The organism is Opitutia bacterium ISCC 52 (genome assembly GCA_014529675.2).
Classification (GTDB): Bacteria; Verrucomicrobiota; Verrucomicrobiia; order Opitutales; family UBA2995; genus UBA2995.
This window is the reverse complement of the sequence record CP076040.1, coordinates 3,856,432-3,877,454: the sequence shown is the minus strand read 5'-3', so window position 1 is coordinate 3,877,454 and position 21,023 is coordinate 3,856,432. Positions and strand designations below refer to the sequence as shown.

22 protein-coding genes are annotated in these 21,023 nt (G+C 50.4%); 14 read left to right on the top strand and 8 right to left on the bottom strand.

All coding sequences use genetic code 11. The features are described 5' to 3' along the window. The first annotated feature begins 269 nt into the window (after nucleotides 1–269). The 3 genes from GA003_16455 (at nucleotide 270) to galE (ending at nucleotide 5,772) form a co-directional block, all read left to right on the top strand. Nucleotides 270–2,459, top strand: coding sequence for a bifunctional rhamnulose-1-phosphate aldolase/short-chain dehydrogenase (locus GA003_16455; GenBank protein QXD27589.1), 2,190 nt, complete (start codon nucleotides 270–272; stop codon nucleotides 2,457–2,459). A gap of 152 nt (nucleotides 2,460–2,611) precedes the next feature. Further along, nucleotides 2,612–4,096 (top strand): rhamnulokinase, encoded by a 1,485-nt coding sequence (locus tag GA003_16450; protein ID QXD27588.1) that lies wholly within the window; start codon nucleotides 2,612–2,614, stop codon nucleotides 4,094–4,096. Nucleotides 4,097–4,758: 662 nt separating this feature from the next. Then, on the top strand, nucleotides 4,759–5,772 hold the full coding sequence (gene galE / locus GA003_16445; protein QXD27587.1) for a UDP-glucose 4-epimerase GalE: 1,014 nt from the start codon (nucleotides 4,759–4,761) through the stop codon (nucleotides 5,770–5,772). Nucleotides 5,773–5,783: 11 nt separating this feature from the next. On the opposite strand, the gene GA003_16440 is transcribed toward galE, so the two are convergent. Together GA003_16440 and GA003_16435 are read right to left on the bottom strand one after the other, a co-directional pair. Next, nucleotides 5,784–5,990 (bottom strand): hypothetical protein, encoded by a 207-nt coding sequence (locus GA003_16440; GenBank protein ID QXD27586.1) that lies wholly within the window; start codon nucleotides 5,988–5,990, stop codon nucleotides 5,784–5,786. Between the two features lie 559 nt (nucleotides 5,991–6,549). After that, nucleotides 6,550–6,735: a hypothetical protein gene (locus GA003_16435; GenBank protein QXD27585.1), complete on the bottom strand. Its 186-nt coding sequence runs from the start codon at nucleotides 6,733–6,735 to the stop codon at nucleotides 6,550–6,552. Nucleotides 6,736–6,872: 137 nt separating this feature from the next. Here GA003_16435 and GA003_16430 point away from each other — a divergent pair, with 137 nt between their 5' ends. From GA003_16430 to GA003_16415, 4 genes are all read left to right on the top strand, one after another. Next, the gene (locus tag GA003_16430) at nucleotides 6,873–7,115 is read left to right on the top strand and encodes a hypothetical protein (protein ID QXD27584.1); all 243 of its coding nucleotides are present in this window, start codon (nucleotides 6,873–6,875) and stop codon (nucleotides 7,113–7,115) included. Beyond that, on the top strand, nucleotides 7,112–7,528 hold the full coding sequence (locus GA003_16425) for a PIN domain-containing protein (GenBank protein ID QXD27583.1): 417 nt from the start codon (nucleotides 7,112–7,114) through the stop codon (nucleotides 7,526–7,528). The genes GA003_16430 and GA003_16425 overlap by 4 nt, the downstream gene beginning before the upstream one ends. A gap of 349 nt (nucleotides 7,529–7,877) precedes the next feature. Further along, nucleotides 7,878–8,849, top strand: coding sequence for an SDR family NAD(P)-dependent oxidoreductase (locus tag GA003_16420; GenBank protein QXD27582.1), 972 nt, complete (start codon nucleotides 7,878–7,880; stop codon nucleotides 8,847–8,849). 453 nt (nucleotides 8,850–9,302) lie between these two features. Further along, on the top strand, nucleotides 9,303–10,706 hold the full coding sequence (locus GA003_16415) for a Gfo/Idh/MocA family oxidoreductase (GenBank protein ID QXD27581.1): 1,404 nt from the start codon (nucleotides 9,303–9,305) through the stop codon (nucleotides 10,704–10,706). A 243-nt stretch (nucleotides 10,707–10,949) separates the two neighbouring features. Here GA003_16415 and GA003_16410 read toward each other — a convergent pair whose 3' ends face one another. The 5 genes from GA003_16410 to GA003_16390 form a co-directional block, all read right to left on the bottom strand. Then, nucleotides 10,950–11,282 carry a TraR/DksA family transcriptional regulator gene (locus GA003_16410; GenBank protein ID QXD27580.1) on the bottom strand — a complete coding sequence of 111 codons (333 nt, stop codon included), beginning with the start codon at nucleotides 11,280–11,282 and terminating at the stop codon, nucleotides 10,950–10,952. A gap of 61 nt (nucleotides 11,283–11,343) precedes the next feature. Beyond that, nucleotides 11,344–12,270, bottom strand: a complete 927-nt coding sequence (locus GA003_16405; protein ID QXD27579.1) for a hypothetical protein — start codon at nucleotides 12,268–12,270, stop codon at nucleotides 11,344–11,346. Nucleotides 12,271–12,364: 94 nt separating this feature from the next. Further along, nucleotides 12,365–13,849, bottom strand: coding sequence for a tripartite tricarboxylate transporter permease (locus GA003_16400; GenBank protein QXD27578.1), 1,485 nt, complete (start codon nucleotides 13,847–13,849; stop codon nucleotides 12,365–12,367). A 162-nt stretch (nucleotides 13,850–14,011) separates the two neighbouring features. Then, entirely contained in the window at nucleotides 14,012–14,488 is a 477-nt protein-coding gene (locus GA003_16395) for a tripartite tricarboxylate transporter TctB family protein (protein QXD27577.1), read from the bottom strand. Nucleotides 14,489–14,511: 23 nt separating this feature from the next. After that, on the bottom strand, nucleotides 14,512–15,468 hold the full coding sequence (locus GA003_16390; GenBank protein QXD27576.1) for a tripartite tricarboxylate transporter substrate binding protein: 957 nt from the start codon (nucleotides 15,466–15,468) through the stop codon (nucleotides 14,512–14,514). Nucleotides 15,469–15,650: 182 nt separating this feature from the next. Between GA003_16390 and GA003_16385 the strand changes: the two genes are divergently transcribed. Further along, a complete protein-coding gene (locus tag GA003_16385) occupies nucleotides 15,651–16,562 on the top strand; it encodes a YceI family protein (GenBank protein ID QXD27575.1) in 912 nt (303 codons plus the stop codon). 14 nt (nucleotides 16,563–16,576) lie between these two features. On the opposite strand, the gene GA003_16380 is transcribed toward GA003_16385, so the two are convergent. After that, nucleotides 16,577–16,735, bottom strand: a complete 159-nt coding sequence (locus GA003_16380) for a hypothetical protein (protein ID QXD27574.1) — start codon at nucleotides 16,733–16,735, stop codon at nucleotides 16,577–16,579. Nucleotides 16,736–16,771: 36 nt separating this feature from the next. Between GA003_16380 and GA003_16375 the strand changes: the two genes are divergently transcribed. From GA003_16375 to GA003_16350, 6 genes are all read left to right on the top strand, one after another. Then, a complete protein-coding gene (locus GA003_16375) occupies nucleotides 16,772–17,296 on the top strand; it encodes a MarR family transcriptional regulator (protein ID QXD27573.1) in 525 nt (174 codons plus the stop codon). A 37-nt stretch (nucleotides 17,297–17,333) separates the two neighbouring features. Next, entirely contained in the window at nucleotides 17,334–17,708 is a 375-nt protein-coding gene (locus GA003_16370; protein QXD27572.1) for a DUF393 domain-containing protein, read from the top strand. A 2-nt stretch (nucleotides 17,709–17,710) separates the two neighbouring features. After that, on the top strand, nucleotides 17,711–18,499 hold the full coding sequence (locus GA003_16365) for a DUF2071 domain-containing protein (protein ID QXD27571.1): 789 nt from the start codon (nucleotides 17,711–17,713) through the stop codon (nucleotides 18,497–18,499). A gap of 252 nt (nucleotides 18,500–18,751) precedes the next feature. Continuing rightward, the gene (locus GA003_16360; GenBank protein QXD27570.1) at nucleotides 18,752–19,000 is read left to right on the top strand and encodes a hypothetical protein; all 249 of its coding nucleotides are present in this window, start codon (nucleotides 18,752–18,754) and stop codon (nucleotides 18,998–19,000) included. A gap of 186 nt (nucleotides 19,001–19,186) precedes the next feature. Next, nucleotides 19,187–20,296, top strand: coding sequence for a Zn-dependent alcohol dehydrogenase (locus GA003_16355; GenBank protein QXD27569.1), 1,110 nt, complete (start codon nucleotides 19,187–19,189; stop codon nucleotides 20,294–20,296). 175 nt (nucleotides 20,297–20,471) lie between these two features. Beyond that, nucleotides 20,472–21,023: a DJ-1/PfpI family protein gene (locus tag GA003_16350; protein ID QXD27568.1), complete on the top strand. Its 552-nt coding sequence runs from the start codon at nucleotides 20,472–20,474 to the stop codon at nucleotides 21,021–21,023.

Genomic DNA, 21,023 nt, shown 5'->3' with positions numbered 1-21,023 from the left:
GGCGATAGGGGCCTCTGTATACAACGATGCTTTCCATCTTCGGGCGGACATGCCGTTTATCCTCCATTCTGGCTCTCTCACTCACCGGCGTGCGCTCAGTCGCCAGGCACTCGTCAATTCCAACATCTCCACTCCGTAGTCGACTGAATTTCAAAACCAAATCCATTTGCTGGAAAATATAACACCGACCACTGACCACCGACCACCGACTACTCTACCTCTTCCTCCTACTCCTACTTAACCCCAATACCCACTGACCACTTTCCAATATGAGCCAATCCAATTACAAACACGTTAACTACCTTTGGGATGATGCGGTAGTCGGATCCATGACGCCGCTGCAACGCTTGCAGTACCGCTCCAATATTTTGGGATCCGATCTTCGAATCACCAACACCGGAGGCGGAAATACTTCCAGCAAGGCGATTGAAAATGATCCGCTCACGGGAGCCGAAGCGGACATTCTTTGGGTGAAAGGTTCTGGAGGGGATCTACGAACCTCCAAGCCAGAGAATTTTGGATCTCTGTATTTGGATAAGGTATATAGTCTCGAAAAGATTTATCGCGATGCGCCCGAGTCCGGAGTCAAGTCAGACATCGAAGATGAGATGGTGGCCATGTATCGGCATTGCACCTACAATCTGAATCCTCGAGCTTGCTCCATTGATACGCCGCTCCATGCATTTATCCCGGGCAGACATGTTGACCATATACACCCCAATATGGTGATCGCCGTGGCGGCCGCAGAAAACGGTGCCAAGCTGACCGAAGAAATTTATGGCGACGACGTGGTTTGGACGGAGTGGCAGCGTCCTGGGTTCGACCTGGGTCTTTCCTATCGCGATGTCATTGCTGGAAACTCCAAATGCCGCGGCATTATGATGGGACAACATGGTGTAATCAATTGGGACGACGATGATAAGGCTTGTTATAAGCTGACTCTCGACCTGATTGAAAAGGCCTCCCAGTTTATCGAAACCAAAGCGGAAGGAAAACCGGTCTTCGGTGGATTGAAGTATGATCACGTATCCGATGTGCAACGACGGGACCTCCTGGTGAAGTTGCTGCCCTGGTTGCGTGGCCGTGTTTCTGGGGAGCAACGCTTTATTGGTACCGTGCAATCGGATCAAAAGATGATGCAGTTTGTGAACTCACACGATGCGGCCCGCTTGTCTGAGTTGGGCACCAGTTGTCCCGACCATTTTCTCAGAACGAAGATCAAACCGCTCTATGTTGATTGGGATGCTGCCACAGAATCGTTCGACCAATTAAAAGGGAAGATCGATGAAGGCCTGGTAAAATACGTCGAGGACTACCGCGCCTACTACGACCGCTGTAAGCATGCAGATTCGCCTGCTATCAGAACCGCAGTACCGACGGTGGTGCTGATCCCTGGTCTGGGCATGATCGCCTGGGGAAAGAGCAAAAGCGAGTCACGCGTGACAGCTGAATTTTATAACTGCGCCATCGAAGTGATGCGGGGTGCGGAAGCGATTGATCACTATCGCGGATTGCCCGAGCAGGAAGCCTTCGATATCGAATATTGGCAGTTGGAAGAAGCCAAACTGCGTCGCATGCCTCCGGAAAAGTCTTTGGCCCGTCAGGTGGTCGCCGTGGTCGGTGCCGGGAACGGGATCGGTCGTGAAGTGGCTGAACGCATCGTGCCTGAAGGTGCACATGTGGTTGCGGCTGACTTGAGCGAAGAGGCGGCTGAGAAAACGGTGGCTGCGCTTACCCAGGAACATGGAGAAGGTATTGGTATCGCGGGTACGGGTGTATCATCTTGTGGCCCTGCGATGAGTGCCGCTGTAAATATCACGGATCGTGATTCGGTTGAGGCGATGATCGAGCAAGCCGTTTTAGCCTATGGTGGCGTTGATTCTGTCGTGGTAACTGCCGGTGTGTTTATTCCGCCCGATAAGACAGGTCACATTGCTGATGACCGCTTTTCTCAAACTTTCGATATCAATGTGAAAGGGAGTTACATCGTCGTGGATGCTTTGAAGGAGCACGTCTTCGATCTGCAAGGTTTGTCGGGCAATGTAGTGCTCACGACCAGTGCCAATGCTGTGGTGGCGAAGAAGGGGAGTGTGGCCTACGATACCAGTAAAGCTGCCGCCAATCATTTGGTGCGGGAACTGGCCATCGAGCTCTCTCCGCAAATTCGCGTAAATGCAATTGCTCCGGCCACCGTTGTGAAAGGTAGCACCATGTTCCCGCGCGATCGCGTTATCTCATCTCTCGTAAAGTACAATATCGAATATTCAGAGCAGGACGACGATGACTCACTGCGGAACAAACTCGCCTCTTTTTACGCTCAGCGTACCTTGACTCAATCCCCGATCACACCGGATGACCAAGCCGAAGCAGCCTACTTACTGCTCACGCAAGCCTTCTCAAAAACCACCGGCCACGTCATCCCTGTCGACGGCGGCCTCGCCGATGGATTTCTCAGATGAGGTGACACGACTAACAATATCTGGTAGTCACCTCTTTGAATGGAACCAGTAACCCACGCTCCCGCTCGTTTCCCCCATCTCCAATCTCCCATCTCCAATCTTCAATCTCCAGGCCAAAGGCCTCCCATCTCCCAGGCCGAAGGCCTTCCACCATGTCCTACCCCGTATATCTCGCAGTTGATCTCGGTGCCACCAGCGGCCGTGTCATGGCGGGTGTGCTTTCAGGCGGAGCCATTCGACTTGAGGAAGTGAATCGTTTCCCGACCAAGGGAGTGGAGGTCGACGGAGCCTGGCATTGGGACGTGAAGGATATCTTTGCCCATGTGGTCGACGGATTGACCCGGGCTTCGATTTTGTATGGTTCCCGGGTAGAAGGGATCAGTGTCGACACCTGGGGTGTGGATTACGGTTTGCTCGATGCTTCAGGTGAGCTGCTTTGCGATCCTTTCATGTATCGGGATTCCCGGACCGATGGAGTAGAGGAACGTATTCATGAGATGGTTTCCAGGGAGACCATTTACAACGAGACGGGTATTCAGTTCATGTTTTTTAACAGTATCAACCAGCTCTTTTCCGAAAAGGAATCGGGGAAGGGAAGGTTGGAGAGCGCGAGCGATCTTTTGTTCATGCCCGATCTGTTTAACTATTGGCTGTGCGGCGCGAAAGTTCAGGAGCGGTCCATGGCGAGCACCAGTCAGCTGCTCAACCCAGTCACTGGAAAGTGGTCCGATGTTTTGCTGGAAACCTTAGAGCTTCCCCAGAAACTATTTCGAGACATCACCGAACCAGGCACGAGGATTGGAACCTTGCTTCCCACCTTGCAGGAAAAAACGGGGCTTGGCGATATTCCCATTTTCGCGGTCGCGGGCCATGACACCGGATCCGCGGTTGCAGGTGCCCCTTTGCGCGATGATGCCCCCGCTTTTCTCAGTTCTGGCACCTGGTCGCTGATGGGAATCGAGTCGCACCTCCCTTTGGTGCAGCCCGAGACCTTGCAGGCGAGTTATTCCAATGAAGCGGGAGTGGAAGGCACGACTCGTCTCCTCAAGAATATTTGTGGCATGTGGCTCATTGAGCAGTTGAAAGAGGAATGGCTTCTGAGCGGAGCTGAGTTGAGCTATGATGAGCTGGTAGAACTTGCACGCGGAGCGGAACCCTTCCGTTCGATTGTGGATCCCGACGATGCTTCCTTTGCTCGACCCGGTCCCATGGCGGATCGTTTGCGTGATTATTGCCGTGAACAAGGGCAACCTATTCCGGAAACCCGAGCTCAACTGCTACGCACCGTATTCGATAGCCTGGCCTGCAAGTATCGCCTGGTATTCGATCAGCTCGCCACCTTCACCTCAAAGCCGTTGACCGAGCTGCGCGTGGTTGGAGGGGGAAGCCAGAATGACTTTTTAAATCAATGCATCGCCAGTGCGCTCAATTGCCAGGTGCATGCCGGCCCCGTTGAGGCCACCTCCTTCGGGAACATACTTATGCAGCTGCGTGGGGCAGGGGAGATCGACTCACTCGAGTCTGGCCGCGAGATGGTTAATCGCTCCTTTGAGTCCCACAGCTTTCTCCCCATTGCCCCGGAAACCTGGGAAGCGCCCGTTGAGCGCTTAAGAAGGAAGTTGGAAGATAGGATTTAGGATATTGGGCAGAGAAGTAGTCCGTAATCAGTTTTATGTTCGCTATAAATGGTAGGGGCGCATCGCCGAGGCGACCGCTTGCAGTGAGGTGCGGTATTTTCGGTCTTTGGAGCGCTGCGCTCATTAACCGTTCCCTTACCTATATTATCCTCCATCCATTTTGTTTTGCGGAGCCTTTCGGCGAAGCAGCTTCTTCACTTTGTGTAAAGAAATCCTTCGTTCTCTTCGTTACCTTGTGTTCAAAAAATCACGCTCCTGCTAGTCCCCTCGTCCCTTGTCCCGCGACCCTCGTCTCGTTAAATCCAGCAACCAGCTGACACTCTATTACTTGATCAATAAACGGATGTTTACAGATATTCTATAGTTAGTAAGTCTTATCGCTTCCTGATTCTTTTTCATATTGAAAAACTTCCTGGGATTCAAAAAACCTAGATGTGATGAAGAGCAAGGCGCAGTTTGTAAGATGACGCGGGAGCGTAGAACTCTACGTAACCAAGTATCTTGCGAACTGGAACGCGGTTCTTAGCGCATGTTGGTTTTAGCCTTCGAAATTGCTCCCAATAATCATAATCATTGTTACGGTTTTCAAAATCGCCATTCATATTCGTTACTCAGAATTTTTGTAATCCTTTATACCCGCACTTTTGAAGGCGGTTGAACCCATGAACATATTAGTTACAGGAGGCGCCGGTTTCATTGGCAGTCACACCAACGTCGAACTACTCGAGAGCGGGCATGAGTTGATCGTGTTCGACAACTTTTCCAACAGTGAACGATCAGTATTGGAGCGCGTCGAAAAAATTTCCGGAAAGTCGGTGGAGCTCGTGGAAGGTGATTTGCTCAACCCTGAGGATCTTTCGTCGGTGTTCCGTAATCATTCGATTGACGGAGTCATTCACTTTGCTGCCCTCAAGGCCGTCGGCGAGTCGGTGGCGTATCCACTTCGTTACTACCGAAACAATATCACCGGCACTGTCAACCTGCTCGACTGCATGGTCGAGCATCAGGTGAACACCTTTGTTTTTAGTTCCTCAGCCACGGTTTACGGAGAGCCGAGCGCGGTGCCTATCACGGAAGATGAATCGATCAAGGCGACTAATCCCTACGGCCAAACCAAAGCCATGATGGAGCAAATCCTATTAGACTTGGCTGCTTCACGACCCGAGATGAAGTTGGGGATCCTGCGTTACTTCAATCCAGTTGGAGCGCATGCCTCAGGACTGATTGGAGAAGCACCGACCGGAGTGCCCAATAACCTGGTGCCGTTTATTGCGCAGGTGGCTACCGGCATGCGCGAGCAGGTCAGTGTTTTTGGCAACGATTATCCAACTCCCGATGGCACTGGAGTCAGGGACTATATCCATGTGGTGGATCTCGCGAAGGCCCACCTCGCTACCTTGAATTATTTAACAGGTGAAAACTCACCCGACGAACCTCTGATTGTGAATCTGGGAACCGGCAATGGCTACAGTGTGCTCGAAGTGATCCAGGCATTCGAAAAGGCCAGCGGCAAAGCCGTTCCCTATCAGATCGTTGATAGACGACCTGGCGATATCCCCACCTGCTATTCTGAAGGCACCAAAGCCAAGGAGCTCCTCGGTTGGGAAGCCAAGCTCGACCTCGACGCCATGTGCCAAGACGCCTGGCGCTGGATGCAACACAGCCAAACCCTCTAACCTAGGAGGCCTCACTCCTTCAGGAGTGTAACGCCCACCTCAGCTTTTCCTCTTTTGCCCTTAGCTCTGCGCTCTTTGCTGTCTCCGCGCTCCTGCGTCTCCGCGCGAGTAGCGAGTGAAACGACACATCTACAAATGGATTCATCCATGCAGAATAACATCCCCCACGCTCCTGTTCGCAAAAAACCGACCCAGTCGGTGGGAACTGAACGATCCATAATTATGGAACGGTACATTTACCTCTCCCAACGTCGCTTTAACAACAAGCTATGAAGGACACGCAGTACTTCTTCCGGATCTCGAGCACGCATTCGTTTGAAGACCTGATTAGCGATCCAGGGTTTCGAAGCATACTGGACAGTTTGGGAAAGCTGGGACTGTATGATGAGTAAGGGTTCCGAGCGTTTAGCGACATGTACGACTGCTTTTGCGGATCGGACCAATACTAAAAAGCTTAGGGGAGCTGGGACTCTATGAGGCTGGAGGAGGCTAGACTAGAGTTGATACATTCTAACCGCTTAAGTACGCTAATCTAACGCTAATGGTACCAGCTGAGCTGCGGGAATGGGGAATAGTGGATGGAGGAAGGCTAAACCTTAGGAGTTAGGTGCTGGTAGTTGCCTGGATAGACAACAAGGCAAATATTAAGAGGAAGAGGAAGAGGAAGAGGAAGAGAAAGAGGAAGAGGAAGAGGAAGAGAAAGAGGAAGAGGAAGAGTGGGATTGTCTACGAAAGCTGAGTGGGCATACCAGAATGGGATGAGTCCGCTTGGTGATTTTACCATTGGGCATATTCCAGGTCGCTGAAAATGCGGAAGTCGGCGGGGTTGAGGGTGGCGATTTGCTGGAGACCGTGGGTGCGCATGGTGGCGACGATATTGGCATCGTGAATTCGTTTTCCTTTGAGCCTGTGGCGTTTGATCAGGTTTTCGAGGTGGATGGAAGTGTCGGCTGTTTCTTCCAAAATGCGTACGCAGCGTCTAAATTCGGTACCATTAGCGTACCTGAGCGGTTTAGAAATATGACTACCATTTTAGTAACAGGTTGTGCGCTTGACTGTTTTTAACTTTTGAATATGGATAAAAAGAGAAAAGTATCTATATGAATAAAACAACCATATTGTTGCCAGAGGATTTACAGAAGCGAGCGAAGCTTTTGGCAAAGAAGAAGGGGACTACTCTAACGGGGTTGATTCGAAAACAATTGGAAGCAGCTGTGGTTCAGGATGAGGGGGCCGAAGTTGAAAGAGCTGAAGATCCCTTGTTCAGTAACTGGCAACCGTCTGATAAGATCGTTCCTTCGGATCTGTCCGTAAATCATGATCGTTACCTCTACGACGAATGATTCCAAGGAAACTGTTTCTGGATACGGGTTGTTTTATCGCCCGCGAATTAAGTCGTGATCAGTTTCATGCTGCAGCCAATGAGGCTTGGCAGCGTCTCTCTAAATCTCGCTGTAAACTCTATTGTGGGGAGCATATTTTAGACGAGTGCATGACCTTACTCGCGCGTCGGCACTCTTATGCTTTTGCTGCAGAATGTGGATACAATTATTTAAATTCAGGGATTATTCAGTGGCTTACGACTTCGGAAGAAGACCTTCGGGAATCGCTCAGGCTTATGAAAAAATATTCTGACCAGGCTGTCTCCTATACGGACTGCCTATCCTTTGTTTTGATGAGACGAGAAGGAATCAAACACGTTTTTGGCTTTGATCATCACTTTAAGGCGGCCCGCCTAAATCTCTGGCCCGGATGAGTGGGACAAAGAGCGGAGAGTAAGGAGCGACGACTATGGAGCCGAGAGTACAGAGCAAGCAGTTGTTCCTAAATTACGTTTATTCAATCCCCTAATAACGGATAACCCATTAACCAATAACCTTCAGCCATTCACCAATAACTCTTTGCATTTAGCGTACCATTAGCCGTGCCGTGTCGAAGCTTTTAGTTGTACCGAGGCATTTATTGCCGACATCTCAACGCAACAAGGAAAGAATAACAGTCTGGCGTACTTACGTGTCCGTCAAAGCTCATTGAGCGGCGTGGGAAGCGGTTAAAAGTTCATTGCCTTGCTTGTTTAGTTGATAACACATTTACGGTTTAAAAATATGACTACCATTTTAGTAACAGGTTGTGCGGGATTCATCGGGAGTGTGACGTGTCGTCTGCTTTTGGAAGCAGGCCACACGGTCGTTGGTATCGATAACCTGAACGACTACTACGATGTGGAGCTGAAGCGTTGGCGGTTGAAGCAATTGGAAGACCGTGAGGACTGGCAGTTTATAGAGGTGAGTATCGAGGATGTAGATTTCTTGAAGCAGATGTTCTCTGAGCATACGTTCGATGCGGTCATCAATTATGCGGGGCGAGCGGGAGTACGTTCGAGTATGGAGAACCCGACAGCCTATGTAGAGACAAATGCTTTAGGGTTTATTCATTTGTTGGAGGCAATGCGTGAGCATGGGGTGAAGAAATTGATCCTGGCCTCGACGTCGTCCATCTACGCTGGTCTTGAGGTGCCCTTTGTGGAGTCGTTGCCGGTAAACACACCGATCAGTCCTTATGCGGCGTCCAAGAAGGCAGCGGAGGTGATGGCCTACACCTACCATCATTTGTATGGGATCGATGTGACGGTAAATCGTTTCTTCACCGTGTATGGTCCGGCGGGCCGTCCGGATATGAGTCCTTTCCGGTTTATCAAATGGATCGATGAAGGCACACCGATCACACTTTACGGCGATGGGACCCAAAGTCGTGATTTTACCTTTGTCGATGACATTGCTCGTGGGGTGATTGCCTCGCTCAAACCACTCGGTTATGAGATCATCAATCTAGGAGGCGGCCAGAATCCCATTTCCATCAATCGTATGATCGAGACCTTTGAAACGCTCCTCGGAAAGAAGGCCATCATCGATCAAAGGCCTTTTAACAGCTCCGACATGATGCACACCTGGGCCGATATTGAAAAGGCTGGCAAAGTGATTGATTGGAAACCGCAAGTGGACTTCGAAGAAGGGATGAAGAAGACGGTCGAGTGGTACCTGGATAATAAGGAGTGGGTGAGAAACATCACGGTGTGATGTTTTAACGGGGCGTAGGACGCGTGGCAAGAGGCGAGGGACTAACAGCAGCGAAGGGATCTTTAACGGGGCGCACGGAGATCGCTAAGGAAAAGGAAGAGAATACTTTTAGTAGTGATTTAAAAACCCCGGTCGAATTGGCCGGGGTTTTTCTTTGAGTTCCGAGTTACCGAGCCAAAACGGCGACAGCGAAGCGTTTCGAGGAACAGCGTGACGACACCTCAACGAACGTTCCGAGCCACAGGCGACATGACCACTACCGACAGCAGGGACACATCTATTACCGAACGCAGCAGCCATGAGTTTGAGTAAAAGGGGTCAGTTCTTAATTCTTGTACTTAAGCGTTTTAACAGCTTCCTCGCCCCTGGCCTGAAAGATCGGACTTGAAGCTAGGAGGTAATGGGCAAAGATAGGATGCTTCCGAAGGTGTAAATTTCAAACTGTTACTCATTATGACTCAATCCAACTCAGAAATTAATCGTCGTTCTTTTATCAAGACTGCTGCTGGCGCGACCGCCGCAAGTATGGTCGCCTTTCCGCATATCTCTTCAGGCAATGCTCATGCTGCCAGTGAGAAGCTCAACCTGGCTTTCGTCGGGGTAGGTGGAAAAGGTGTAAGCTCTATCATGCCCCTCGCGGATCTTGGCCACAACATTATCGGTTTATGTGATGTGGACGATCGTCGCATTGCCTCAGCTTATAATAACCCTCGTGGCGGAGACGCCTTTCGGGCTGTCATCGAGAAAGCCGAGTCCAAAGGGGCCAAGTGGTTCAAAGACTACCGGGTCATGTTTGAGAAGCTGGGCGACAAGATTGACGCTGTGGTTGTTTCCATTCCAGATCACATGCACTTTCCTGTGGCGATGTCGGCCGTCAACCTTGGCATCCATGTTTATTGCGAAAAGCCGCTCACTCACACGGTTGAAGAAGCTCGTATGCTTGCCAAAGGTGCCCGCAAGAATGGGGTCGTTACTCAGATGGGTAATCAGGGGCACTCCAATGAAGGGGTCCGTCTGGCCAAGGAGTGGATTGCTGCCGGAGTGATTGGTCAGGTGCGCGAAGTGTATTCCTGGACGAACCGTCCGATCTGGCCGCAAGGCTTGAGGAAACCCAGTCACAAAGAGTCTATTCCGGTGATTCCGAAAGGACTGGATTGGGACTTATGGTTGGGAGTTGCTCCCAAGCGTGCTTATGATCCTGCCTACCTGCCTTTCAGTTGGCGCAATTGGTGGGACTATGGTTGTGGTGCGGTAGGCGACATGGCTTGTCATGTGATGGATGCCGCCTACTACAGTTTGGATCTTGGATTGCCTGAATCGGTTTCCGCATTGGCCACCAATGTAAATGATCAGAGTGCTCCCAATGCCTCGGCCATTACCTACAAGTTTCCCAAACGTGGAAAATTTGCTCCCGTAACCTACCACTGGTTGGACGGCGGATTACTTCCTCCGGCCCCGGAAGGGATCACTCATGCCGATATGCTGAGTCGGGATAAGAGTGGCTCTCTCTTCATCGGAGATGAAGGTTATATGATGACCGACACCTACACCAAGTCGGTCCGGATCCTTCCCGAAGAGCGCTTTGCCGAAATCAAAAGAAACCCACCAGCCAAAACCATCCCACGCGTAAAAGGAAGTCACCAGGGTGATTGGTGCCGTGCGATTAAAGAAGGTGGGCAAGCGTGTTCCAACTGGGACTACGCATCGGGTCTCACCGAAGTAGGCGTTCTAGGCAACGTAGCTATCCGTTCCAAAGCGGCCATCGAGTACGATGCCAAAAAGATGAAGGTGACCAACATTCCGGAAGCGAACAAGTTCCTGAAGAAGGAGTATCCGAAAGGGTGGATTTTGAGTTAAAATGAGCCTTCTAACTCGGTTATCAGTAATTGGTAATCGGTATTTAGTATGTTTTGGAGCCCCGGTCTAATTTAGGCCGGGGCTTTGTTTTGAACGGGTAGGGGCGCATCGCCGAGGCGACCGAATTAAAGCAATAGGGCGAAGATATTTCTTTGTAGGAGCAAACTTGTTTGCGACCTAATGAGCAGGATTGGAAAAAGTCGCGAACAAGTTTGCTCCTACACTAATCAGAGTTCTCCGTTCTTACGGTGCGCAACTAATACACAAAATCGCATCCGGTTGCGCTTCCAGTCGTGCTGGGGCAATGGGCTGTCGACACATCACGCATTGACCGTAGCTGCCGTCTTCAATGCGATTCTGAGCCTCTTTTAGCTTCTGCAGCTCGGCTTCCTGCCGGCGATGTTGCTCCAAAGCCATTTGCTGCATCTGCATGGAGTCCAAGCGCGAGAGACGACCGATCGATACGTCGGGCTCAATGGGCTTGGTGTCTTCCGAGTCATCGCCTAAAAGATTTTCAAGTTCTTCGATCCGTTGGTCGATCTTATGGCGGATAGCTGAAAGTTCTTCTTTGGTCATGGTTCTAATAAAAAACAACGTACCCGAAAGCGGATACGTTGTTTGGGTTTATAAAAATGGTTTACCGTTGTTCGCGCATGCGGAGGGAGTTGAGCATGCCTTCGCCTTGGGTGGCATCAATGGTTTCGAGGATTTGGATGTCGCCTATTTCGACTTCGGCGATAACGGGGTCGAAGTCGGCATTGTGTTTGCTCAGGTGTTTCATCTTGGTCCCGAAATAGGGGGCAGCTGCTTTGCTGAGGGCAGTGTGTGCCTTTCTGAAATTAGTTCCTGGGGAGCGAATATTGTAACGGGTGGACCAGAGGCGTTTCCATTCTTTGTTTTCCAGCAATTCCTGGAAATCGAATGCGGTTACGATGATAAAGTAGCGTTCGGTCTGAAGAGCGGCTCGCAGTTCGTATTCATCTTGTCGTGTGATGCCGGTGAAGTGTTCCCAGCGAAGGTAGGGATAAAATCCGAGGAGCTTTGAGTTGCGGCGCTTACCGAACCATTCATAATCCGATTCTTTGTAGCTGCCTGCTGCCAGGTCGTCGTAATACTCGCCGTCGAAGGGATCGGGAATAATGCGTCCGGCCACGTCACCATGGTGTCCCGGGTTGGTCGTTCCCCAATTAACTATCAGTAGCAGATCGCAATCTTCCTTACTCTCCGCTGGCCAATAATTTTGTTGGGTCAGGTGAGGAGCCATCGATTGGGCGAGCTGTAAAAAGCTCACATCGGTTAAACTGTCATCTCGAATGTAGCCTCCAAAAAAGAGCCCCTCGAAAAAGTAATAGGTTTCCCGTTTATCTGGTGATCGTTGAGCGAGGTAGTCTTCGTCGGCGTCGCTGTGGATGTAGACAGGCTTGTAGGCCAGGGTCTGGCTGCTCAGGAGAAGGGTGATACCGAGACTTACACTCGCGACTAGTTTGAAAGGGATATGCGTGCGTTTGATCATCGTTTTCGCTGGTTGATTGGGATCATGCTGTATCTTACTGGCGGCCCCCATACTGACATATTACGCCAGGAGTCTGTTCCCGGATCCATTTTTTATCAAGTCCCAAGGGAAAGCGTGGGAATACAAGGTATAGCTCCGCAGAAAACTAGGCCGCTTGTTTCCGTTTCCGTTTCCATTCTGTGTAAAATGGAAGCAGGAGGAAGAGAACTGCGACCAAGACAAATGTGAGCGCGAGGGGTCGGGTAAATAGAGGGAGGAAGGAACCGTCCGAGGCTTGCAGGCCTGACCGAAGGTTTTCCTCAAGAAAACCGGTCAAGACGTAGCCAATAACAAATGGGCCTAAAGGGAATTTCGCTTTGTCTAAAAAGAAGCCAACGATTCCAAACACGAGGACCAGCCAGACATCAAAGATGCGATTACTCTCAGCGAATGCCCCAATCACGCAGAATACAAATATGACCGGTATCAGGTAAGCGCGATTGATGTTAATGACCTTGGCCACGGCTCGGGTGGAAAAGAGCATGATCAGAAACATGAGGATGTTGGCCACCAGGTAGCCGCCCATCAGGGCCCATACTAATGAACCGTTCGTTTGGAATAGCAGGGGTCCGGGTTGGATGTCGTGCATGATCATCGCACCGAGAAGAATGGCATCCACAGGTGCACCGGGAATGCCCATAGTGATCAGTGGGATGAGTGCGCCACCTGCATTGGCGTTGTTGGCGGCCTCGGAGGCTACGATGCCTTCTTCGTGGCCGGTACCAAATTTCTCCGGCGTCTTGCTGAATGCCTTGGCCATGCCATAGGAGACCATCGATGAGATGCTTGCACCAATCCCCGGTAGAATTCCAATCCAGGTGCCGACAATCGACGAGCGCAATAAGTTGGTGATGTGTTTCTTCCAGGTAGCGAGTTTTGGAAATAGCCGTGAATTTTTCAGGGATATACTGGTCGCCTTTTTGTTCAGCTCGACCGTATCTTTGATCAGTTGGCTCATGACAAAAATACCCAACAGGACGGGTAGCAAATTGAAGCCATCTGTCATTGATTCATGCCCGAAGGTCAGGCGCAGCTGTCCATCCGATGCATTCAATCCGGGAAGGGCTGCGGTGATTCCTAGCATGGCCGAGAGCAAGCCTTTGAGCATCGTGCCCTGGGATATGGAGGAGATGAGGACCAAGGCCATCAGGACCATGGCAAAATACTCCCAGGGGCCAAACTTGAGCGCGAGCTTGGCCAAGGGCGGTGCCAGGATGATCAGAAAAATCGCTGAGATGAGCCCTCCCAGAAATGAGGCTCCAATCCCTAGGCTCAACGCCAGGCCCGGTTTTCCTTTTTGAGCCATGGGGTAACCATCAAAGGTCGTCATCATGGCCGAGGGTGTCCCCGGCATCTTCAATAGAGTTGCACTGATCAGCCCTCCTGAGACCGATCCTACGTGCATGCCCATGAGGAGCAATACCGCATGGGTGGAATCCATGGAGAATGTCAGAGGTACGGTGAGTACCATAAGCATGCCCCCGCCGAGTCCTGGAATGGCGCCCACAAAGATACCACTAGCCACCCCAATCAAGAGCCACATCATGGGCTCGGGGGTCATTAGGTATTGTAGTGCTTGTAGTAGATCCATGGGTACGGGTCTGGTAAGTTGTTTGCTAGATTAAACGAATTCCTGATGAAAAGCGGCACTGCGAGGACGCAGTAGCCCTACCTTCTTTTGCAAATCCGGGTAGGGCAATCGCGTCCTCGCGATGCCGAAATGTGTTGAAAATTATCATTCGGTAGATGTGATCTAGGGTAGGTCGATGTAGAATATTTCACTAAAGAGGTACGAGCCACCTAGCCCAAATAGGAGCCCCAGTGCCAGGCTGATCATCATTGCAGGTTTATTGCCTTTCGCGAGGAGGGCGCCGGTGATCGTGATATAGAGTATGGTGCCCCAACGGAATCCCAGGAAGCCAGTTCCCATGCCGAGTGTGTAGAGTATTGACAATCCCACTACGCCAATGGCCCGTAAAGGTTCCAACTGATAGCCTTCATCGGCAACCCCAGCTCCCGGCGAGGTTTTATTTTGAAAGAACCTCCGGATCGCAATGCCTGCCGCCAGGGCAATTAAGATATAAGCGACCGCCTTGGGCACGGCGGCTGATCCCAAGGGATCGAAAAAGGGTGGAGGAATGTCGCGAGCTCCCCAAAGCACCAAGCCTGCCAATACAATGGTAAAGGCGCTGATGATGTAATCCTGGACGGAGTGGTAGAGCTGTCGCATGTTAAACCTGTGAAGAAATCGAGTTATGGACCCATGTTACGGGCTTTCCCCACCAAGGGCGCCACTTTTTGGAGCAGGACATCGAGCATGGGTTGAGCGACTTCTTCGCCTCCAAACTTGGGAACGACACCCAGCTTTTTCATTTCACCGGAAATCTCTGGATCCTGCATGACGGTTTGAATGGCGGTGCGAATGGTGTTCAGTATTGGTTCCGGTGTTCCTTTCGGTGCGAGCCAGACACGGATTTCGACTAACTCTACATCTACGCCAATTTCTTTGGCGGTTGGCACGTTGGGGAACAAGGGATCCCTCTCTCCGGAAAAGGTGACCAGGGGTTTTAATCCTGATTCACGAAAGTTTATGAACGCCATGGTGGATAACATGGTCATATCGCTGTGACCTCCGAGCAACGAGGTGAGTCGCGGTGCTCCTCCACCGCTTTGGATGAAGCGAAATTCAACTCCAGCCTCCTCGGCAAATAAGAGTGGGATGAGGTGTACGGGGAGGCCAATATTGGTGGAGACTTTGACGGAACGGGGTTCGGCGCGGGCAACATCCAGTAATCCTTCGATGGACTTGAATTGGGATTTTTCCGTCACTCCAAGTAATAACTCCGTGTAGCCCGACATACAGATCAGCTCAAAGTCGTTGTGATCGAAATCGACAATTCCCATGGCTTTGGAGGTAACGATGCCCGAATGCCAGAGGCCGATAGTATAGCCGTCGGGTTTGGCTTGTTTTATTTTGCGTGTTCCCAGGGTGCCGCCTGCTCCGGGCAAATTTACAATGACCATTTTCTCGGACAACAGTTGCTTTTCGGCGATCCCGCGTTGAAGCAATCGAACCAGCCCGTCCGTTTCGCCTCCCGCATTGGTCGGAAGAATGACCTTGATGGGTTTTTCAGGAAATGCGGCCGTGAGTGAAGTGAGCACCGATAGGCTGAAGGCGGAAAGCAGGGCAAGGCGACTGAGAATACGCATAAATGGACTGGGGAAAACGGGAATCGGTCAATACGGAGGAAGCCGATGAATCTACGAATGAGCTAAAGAAGGGTATTATGCTAGAAGGTCAGCTTTTGGAACAACCCTATTTTCAAGTAACAATTCTGTAACGGTGAACCATTTGTTTTGCCTGATATGTGGAGGATTCAGATGATCGGTTCATGTCATCATCTACTATAAGTCCGGCCCAGTTGAAGGATTTGCTCCAAGGATCTGAGCCGCCGCATCTAATTCACGTATTGTCCGATGAAGCCTTTGCTGAAATGCGGATACCAAGTTCGAAGCATGCCTGTGTCTACGAGATTGCTTTTATCGACGGCGTTGAGGCTCTTGGAGTTCAGAAGAATGATTCGATCGTTGTCTACGGGAAAAATGATTGGTTTGGGGGTGCTGGACTTGCTGCCGATAGACTTGGAAGCGCTGGTTACACCCAAGTCCTGGCTTTAGAAGGTGGATTGGATGCCTGGGTCTCAGCCGGATTCTCAGTAGAAGGTGAGGGTGAAGCTTCCTCGCGCGTTCCGGATGGTCGTTACCAGATCGATCTTGAAAAGAGCGTCTTTCGCTGGACCGGTCGCAATCTGTTTAATCAACACAACGGTCGCATCGCTTTGTCCGAAGGCTTTCTTGAGACGCAGCATGGGCATTTATCGGGCGGGTCTGTCACCTTGGACATGACGAAGATGTCCTGTTCCGACATTAAAGATGAAAAGATGGCGGGTTATCTTATCCATCACCTCGAGTCCGATGATTTTTTCAGTGTAGGTGATCATCCCACCGCCGGTTTTGAATTAAGCGATGTTCAACCCCTGGATGTAATCGGCCCCGGAGATTCGAATCTCATTGTTCTTGGGTCCATGCACCTTCGGGGAAAAAAGAAAGCCCTCGAGTTTAAAGCTCAGGAAGTCTTTCTTGGCGGACAATACGGTCTGCAAGGCCGTTTCAAAATTAACCGCACTCGATTCGGCTCTGTTTATGGCAGTGGGAAGTTTTTCGAAAAACTGGGCCAGCATGTGGTCAACGATAAGGTCACGGTGAGCTTTCAGCTGATCTGTCAGGTAACCGGTAATCAGTAATCGGTGATCAGTAATTAGTGATTGGAAATTGGTAACCGGTTGAGGTTGGTTTCGTTTTCCACTGACCACTGACCACTGACCACTGACCACTGACCACTGACCACTGACCACTGACCACTGACCACTGACCACTGACCACTGGCCATTTTTCCCATTCCCGGCTTGCTATTCATTAATTTCTGTTTATACAGAAATAGAAGAATATAGTAATGGAACTCACTGAGATACAAAAGAAATACGTCCTGCACTGGGGCGAGATGGGTATGAAGTGGGGCATCAATCGCACGGTGGCCCAAATTCATGCACTCATCTATGTATCTCCGAATCCGCTCAATGCGGAGGAAATCACCGAGACTTTGGCTGTGGCGCGCTCCAACGTGAGCAACAGCCTCAAGGAGCTGCAAGGCTGGGGGATTGTCCGGGTCGTTCATGTGTTGGGTGATCGTCGTGACCACTTTGAAACTATTACGGATGTGTGGGAGCTCTTCCGAATCATTGGCAATGAGCGCAAGCGGAGGGAGTATGATCCAACCATAGCATTTCTCAAAGATTGCGTGGCTGAGTCGGAAGCGGATGGGAGTGATGCTTACACGCGAGATCGGCTCAAGGAGCTATACGAGTTTATGAACACCACCACCAAATTGTACGAGCTGTTTCACAACTGGCCGGCTAAAACCATTATCAAGTTTGTGAATATGGGAAACAAAGTGCGTCAGCTCCTCAAATTGAGCTAGTCACTTTTTTTAACGCTTAATTTCTCTATATACAGAAATGACAGAATATAAGAAAAATTGGATATTATACGATGGTGCCTGCCGCGTTTGCTTGCGCATGAAGGGGCTCTTGGCGCCGATGTTTGAAAAGTGCGGATTTCATTGGGAAGCCTTGCAAGCGGAGTGGGTGGGACCTGCGACGGGTCTCAGTCCTGCTGAGCTGATGGAAGAAATGAAAGTACTCACCGATGAAGGAAAGGTGATTGGGGGTGTGGATGCCTGGATCTATCTGGCGCGCTTTGTCTGGTGGATGTATCCCTTCTACTTGTTGGGAAGTCTTCCCGTCTTCAATACGGCGTTTGAGTATTTCTACCGGGCGTTTGCCGCGAACCGTTATTGTGTAGGTGGAACCTGCCGAATCGGAGGTGACTAACGATGACCCTTCTCGAGCGGCCAGGATACGACCATGAGCGAAAACTACGATTTGCTCGATGGCGGTTCCACTCTTATGAAAAGGCTCCGCTCTTCAAAGCCGACTGGACGGACTTGGTCTTTCATCACTTCGAGGTAGATCCAGCCGTACTCGAGCCCTTTGTACCCTTCGAGTTGGATCTCTTTGAAGGGAAGGCCTACGTCACGCTGGTTGGCTTCAGGACGTCACGGATGTATGTGAATCGCTTGGGTGAGTGGACGCGTTGGTTTCACTATCCGATCAGTCATCACAGCTTTCTAAATGTCCGGACCTATGTGAAGCATCGCGGTGAGCCGGGCATCTATTTCATCAAAGAATATGTGAACAGCTTGCCGGCCGTTCCAGCGGGGCGAATGACTTATGGGCTCCCTTACCGCTATGCTCACATTGGATTTGATCACAAAGATCCTGCCGATGGTTTATGGGGTGCAGTAGAAGTAGAACCGTCCCAAAGACTTCGTTACACTTGTGAATCCGTTCCTGACCTAGAGGCTTCCCACTGCGAACTCGATACCGTCGAAGAATTTCTCTGTGAGCGGTATAGTGCCTTCACTGATTGGGGAGGCATCAAGCGCGTCTTTCGCATCCTGCATGATCCTTGGGAGGTAATGCCTCTTGAAACGACCTGGGAGGATACCAGCCTTTTAGAAAACGACTTCACTTGGTCTAAAGAAGCAGTGCATGCTGGAAGCTACTGGACGCGCGGAGCTTATGATGTGGCGATCAGCCGGCCGAGGAGAATTCTAAATTAGCTAGCTTGGTGCTCCTACAGTTTTCATATAATTTTTGCGGTAGTCCCGCGTCTCAAAACACGAATTTCAAAAAAAGATAAAGATTCTTTTCTCTCTGGTGATGAATGAGGCCTAAATGGTGGGCTAGCGGAAATGCCTCAACTTGACATAGACATTGTATTTCGTGCCAAAGAGACCTTGATGGGTGATGCCGTTCAACGTTTGGCGGATGCCGCGGGGAAAGTATTTGATACGCCGCCTGGTAAAACCTGAGTGAAGATCAACCCCAGACCTCAGCATTATTGGGCGGAGAATAAGACGACCCTGGATAGCTACATCGGTCCGGTAATGGTTTCAGTGCTCAAACGCACGCGTCCTGCGCCCGATCTTTTAGAGGCGGAAGCCTTGAAGCTGACAAAGGTGTTTGCAGGGGTCCTCGATCGACCAGAGGAGAATGTGCACATCAAATACGAGTCTGATGCAGTAGGCCGCGTGATGTATGGTTGTAAGATGGTTAATTAAAGTTCTGTAGAGGAACATTCATCAGGAAAGCCTGTTGCTCTTAGCATTTGCGAGGAATGTGAATTTGAGGTCGTCAGTGCGTAAGGGAAATCCCATTACGTGGGATATGGTGGATAAATTGGCCCCTTCCAAGCTTCTGGAGTTGCGTCATGAATAAGATGCTCTACTTTTGGGGAAAAGTATTTTATGAAAACGAAAGCAGCTGTCGTATACCGATTCAATGAGCCCGTCGTCGTCGAAGAAATAGAGCTTCGACCGCCCCAGAAGAGTGAATTGCTCATCAAGATTGCAGCGAGTGGTATTTGTCATAGCGACTATTCTGTAATGACCGGCACGATTCCGCATGATCTTCCAGAAGTGCTGGGGCACGAAGGTGCAGGGACGGTGGTAGAAGTAGGCCCAGAAACAGATGGTTATAAAGTAGGCGACCGAGTGATGCTTCCCTTTGTGTCCTCCTGCGGCGAGTGTCATCGCTGTAAGACAGGTCACCCGACTCTGTGTGAGGTTCACTTCAGTGGGAAGCGGGGCACTCTGATTGATGGCACTCTTCGTTTCCATAAGGGTGATCAGGATATCTACCAGTTTTCCCGTATTGGGACGCTTTCTGAGTATACGGTGGTACATACCAATTCCGTGCTTCCTTTACCTCCTGGATATACCTTTGAGCATGCAGCGCTTCTTGGTTGCGGGGTTACCACCGGTGTTGGAGCGGTAACCAGAACGGCAAAAGTCCCGGCCGGATCCACGGTAGCTGTCATCGGTTGCGGAGGCGTTGGGCTCAATGTCATTCAAGGAGCTAAGCTAGCCGGTGCTTCGAAGATTATCGCGGTCGATCAAGTGTCCTCAAAACTAGATCAGGCCCGCTTCTTCGGTGCGACCGATTGCATAAACTCAAAGGATGTCGATGGGGTTGAAGAAGTGAAGCGACTGACGGACGGAAATGGAGTTAATTTCTCATTCGAAGCCATAGGACTGCCGGCTACTATTGAAATGGCCTATAACATGTTAGGGGTCGGTGGAAACGCCGTGATTATTGGAATCACCAGTCCCAAGCAGACAATTACTATTCCCGCCGTGTTTATACCGGTCTGGGAAAAAAAGATCACGGGGTCCTTTTTTGGCTCCTGTCTGCCCAGTGAAGATATGCCTTACCTGTTGGATCTCTATCGTCAGAAGAAGCTGAAACTCGATGAATTGGTTACCAAATACTATGAGCTCGAGGAGATCAATCAGGCCTTTTCTGATATGGAAACGGGAGAGAACATCCGAGGCATGGTGCTTTTTGAGAAAGAATGAATGAGGCGGCACTCCTTAAATGGGTAATTCCAAAGCAATCGCGGCATAAAGCCGCTCCTACAGTTGAGTCATGATGGTGTTGTTGGAGGCAATTTTAGCGTACCATTCTTTCGGTGGTTGACCCTTGGCCTGAATCGAATTCATCTAAGGTTTTGATAACCCCCTGAGTTTTTTTATGAGTAATAAATTATTGATTGTAACCGGTGACGGAGGTGAAAGCTACGAAGTGCTCTATGCGCTTCATCGATTCCAGGAGGCTAACTGGGAGGTTGATATTGCTGCCCCGAGCGTGCGCACACTGAACTTGGTTCGCCATGACTTTATGCCCGGTTGGGATACTTATTTTGAAGGACCTGGATATGGTGCCGAGTCGACCGTTTCGTTTGCGGATGTAAATGTGGATGATTATAAGGCCGTCCTCCTTATCGGGGGTAGGGCGCCGGAGTATTTGCGTAATGATTCTGTTGTTATTCAGATCGTAAAGGATTTTCATGCGCAAGATAAGTGGATCTATAGTATTTGTCACGGTATCCAGATTCTTGCGACAGCGGGGCTTTGCCAGGATAAGAAAATTACTTGTTACGAGCACTGTAAGTTTGAGGCTGAATCTCAGGGAGGTACCTGGATGAGTGACGAAGCCTATATGGATGGTAAGATGATTTGTGGTCAGACCTGGCTTTCCCATCCTGACTTTTACCGGCTTATTTTTGATAATCTGCCATCTTGA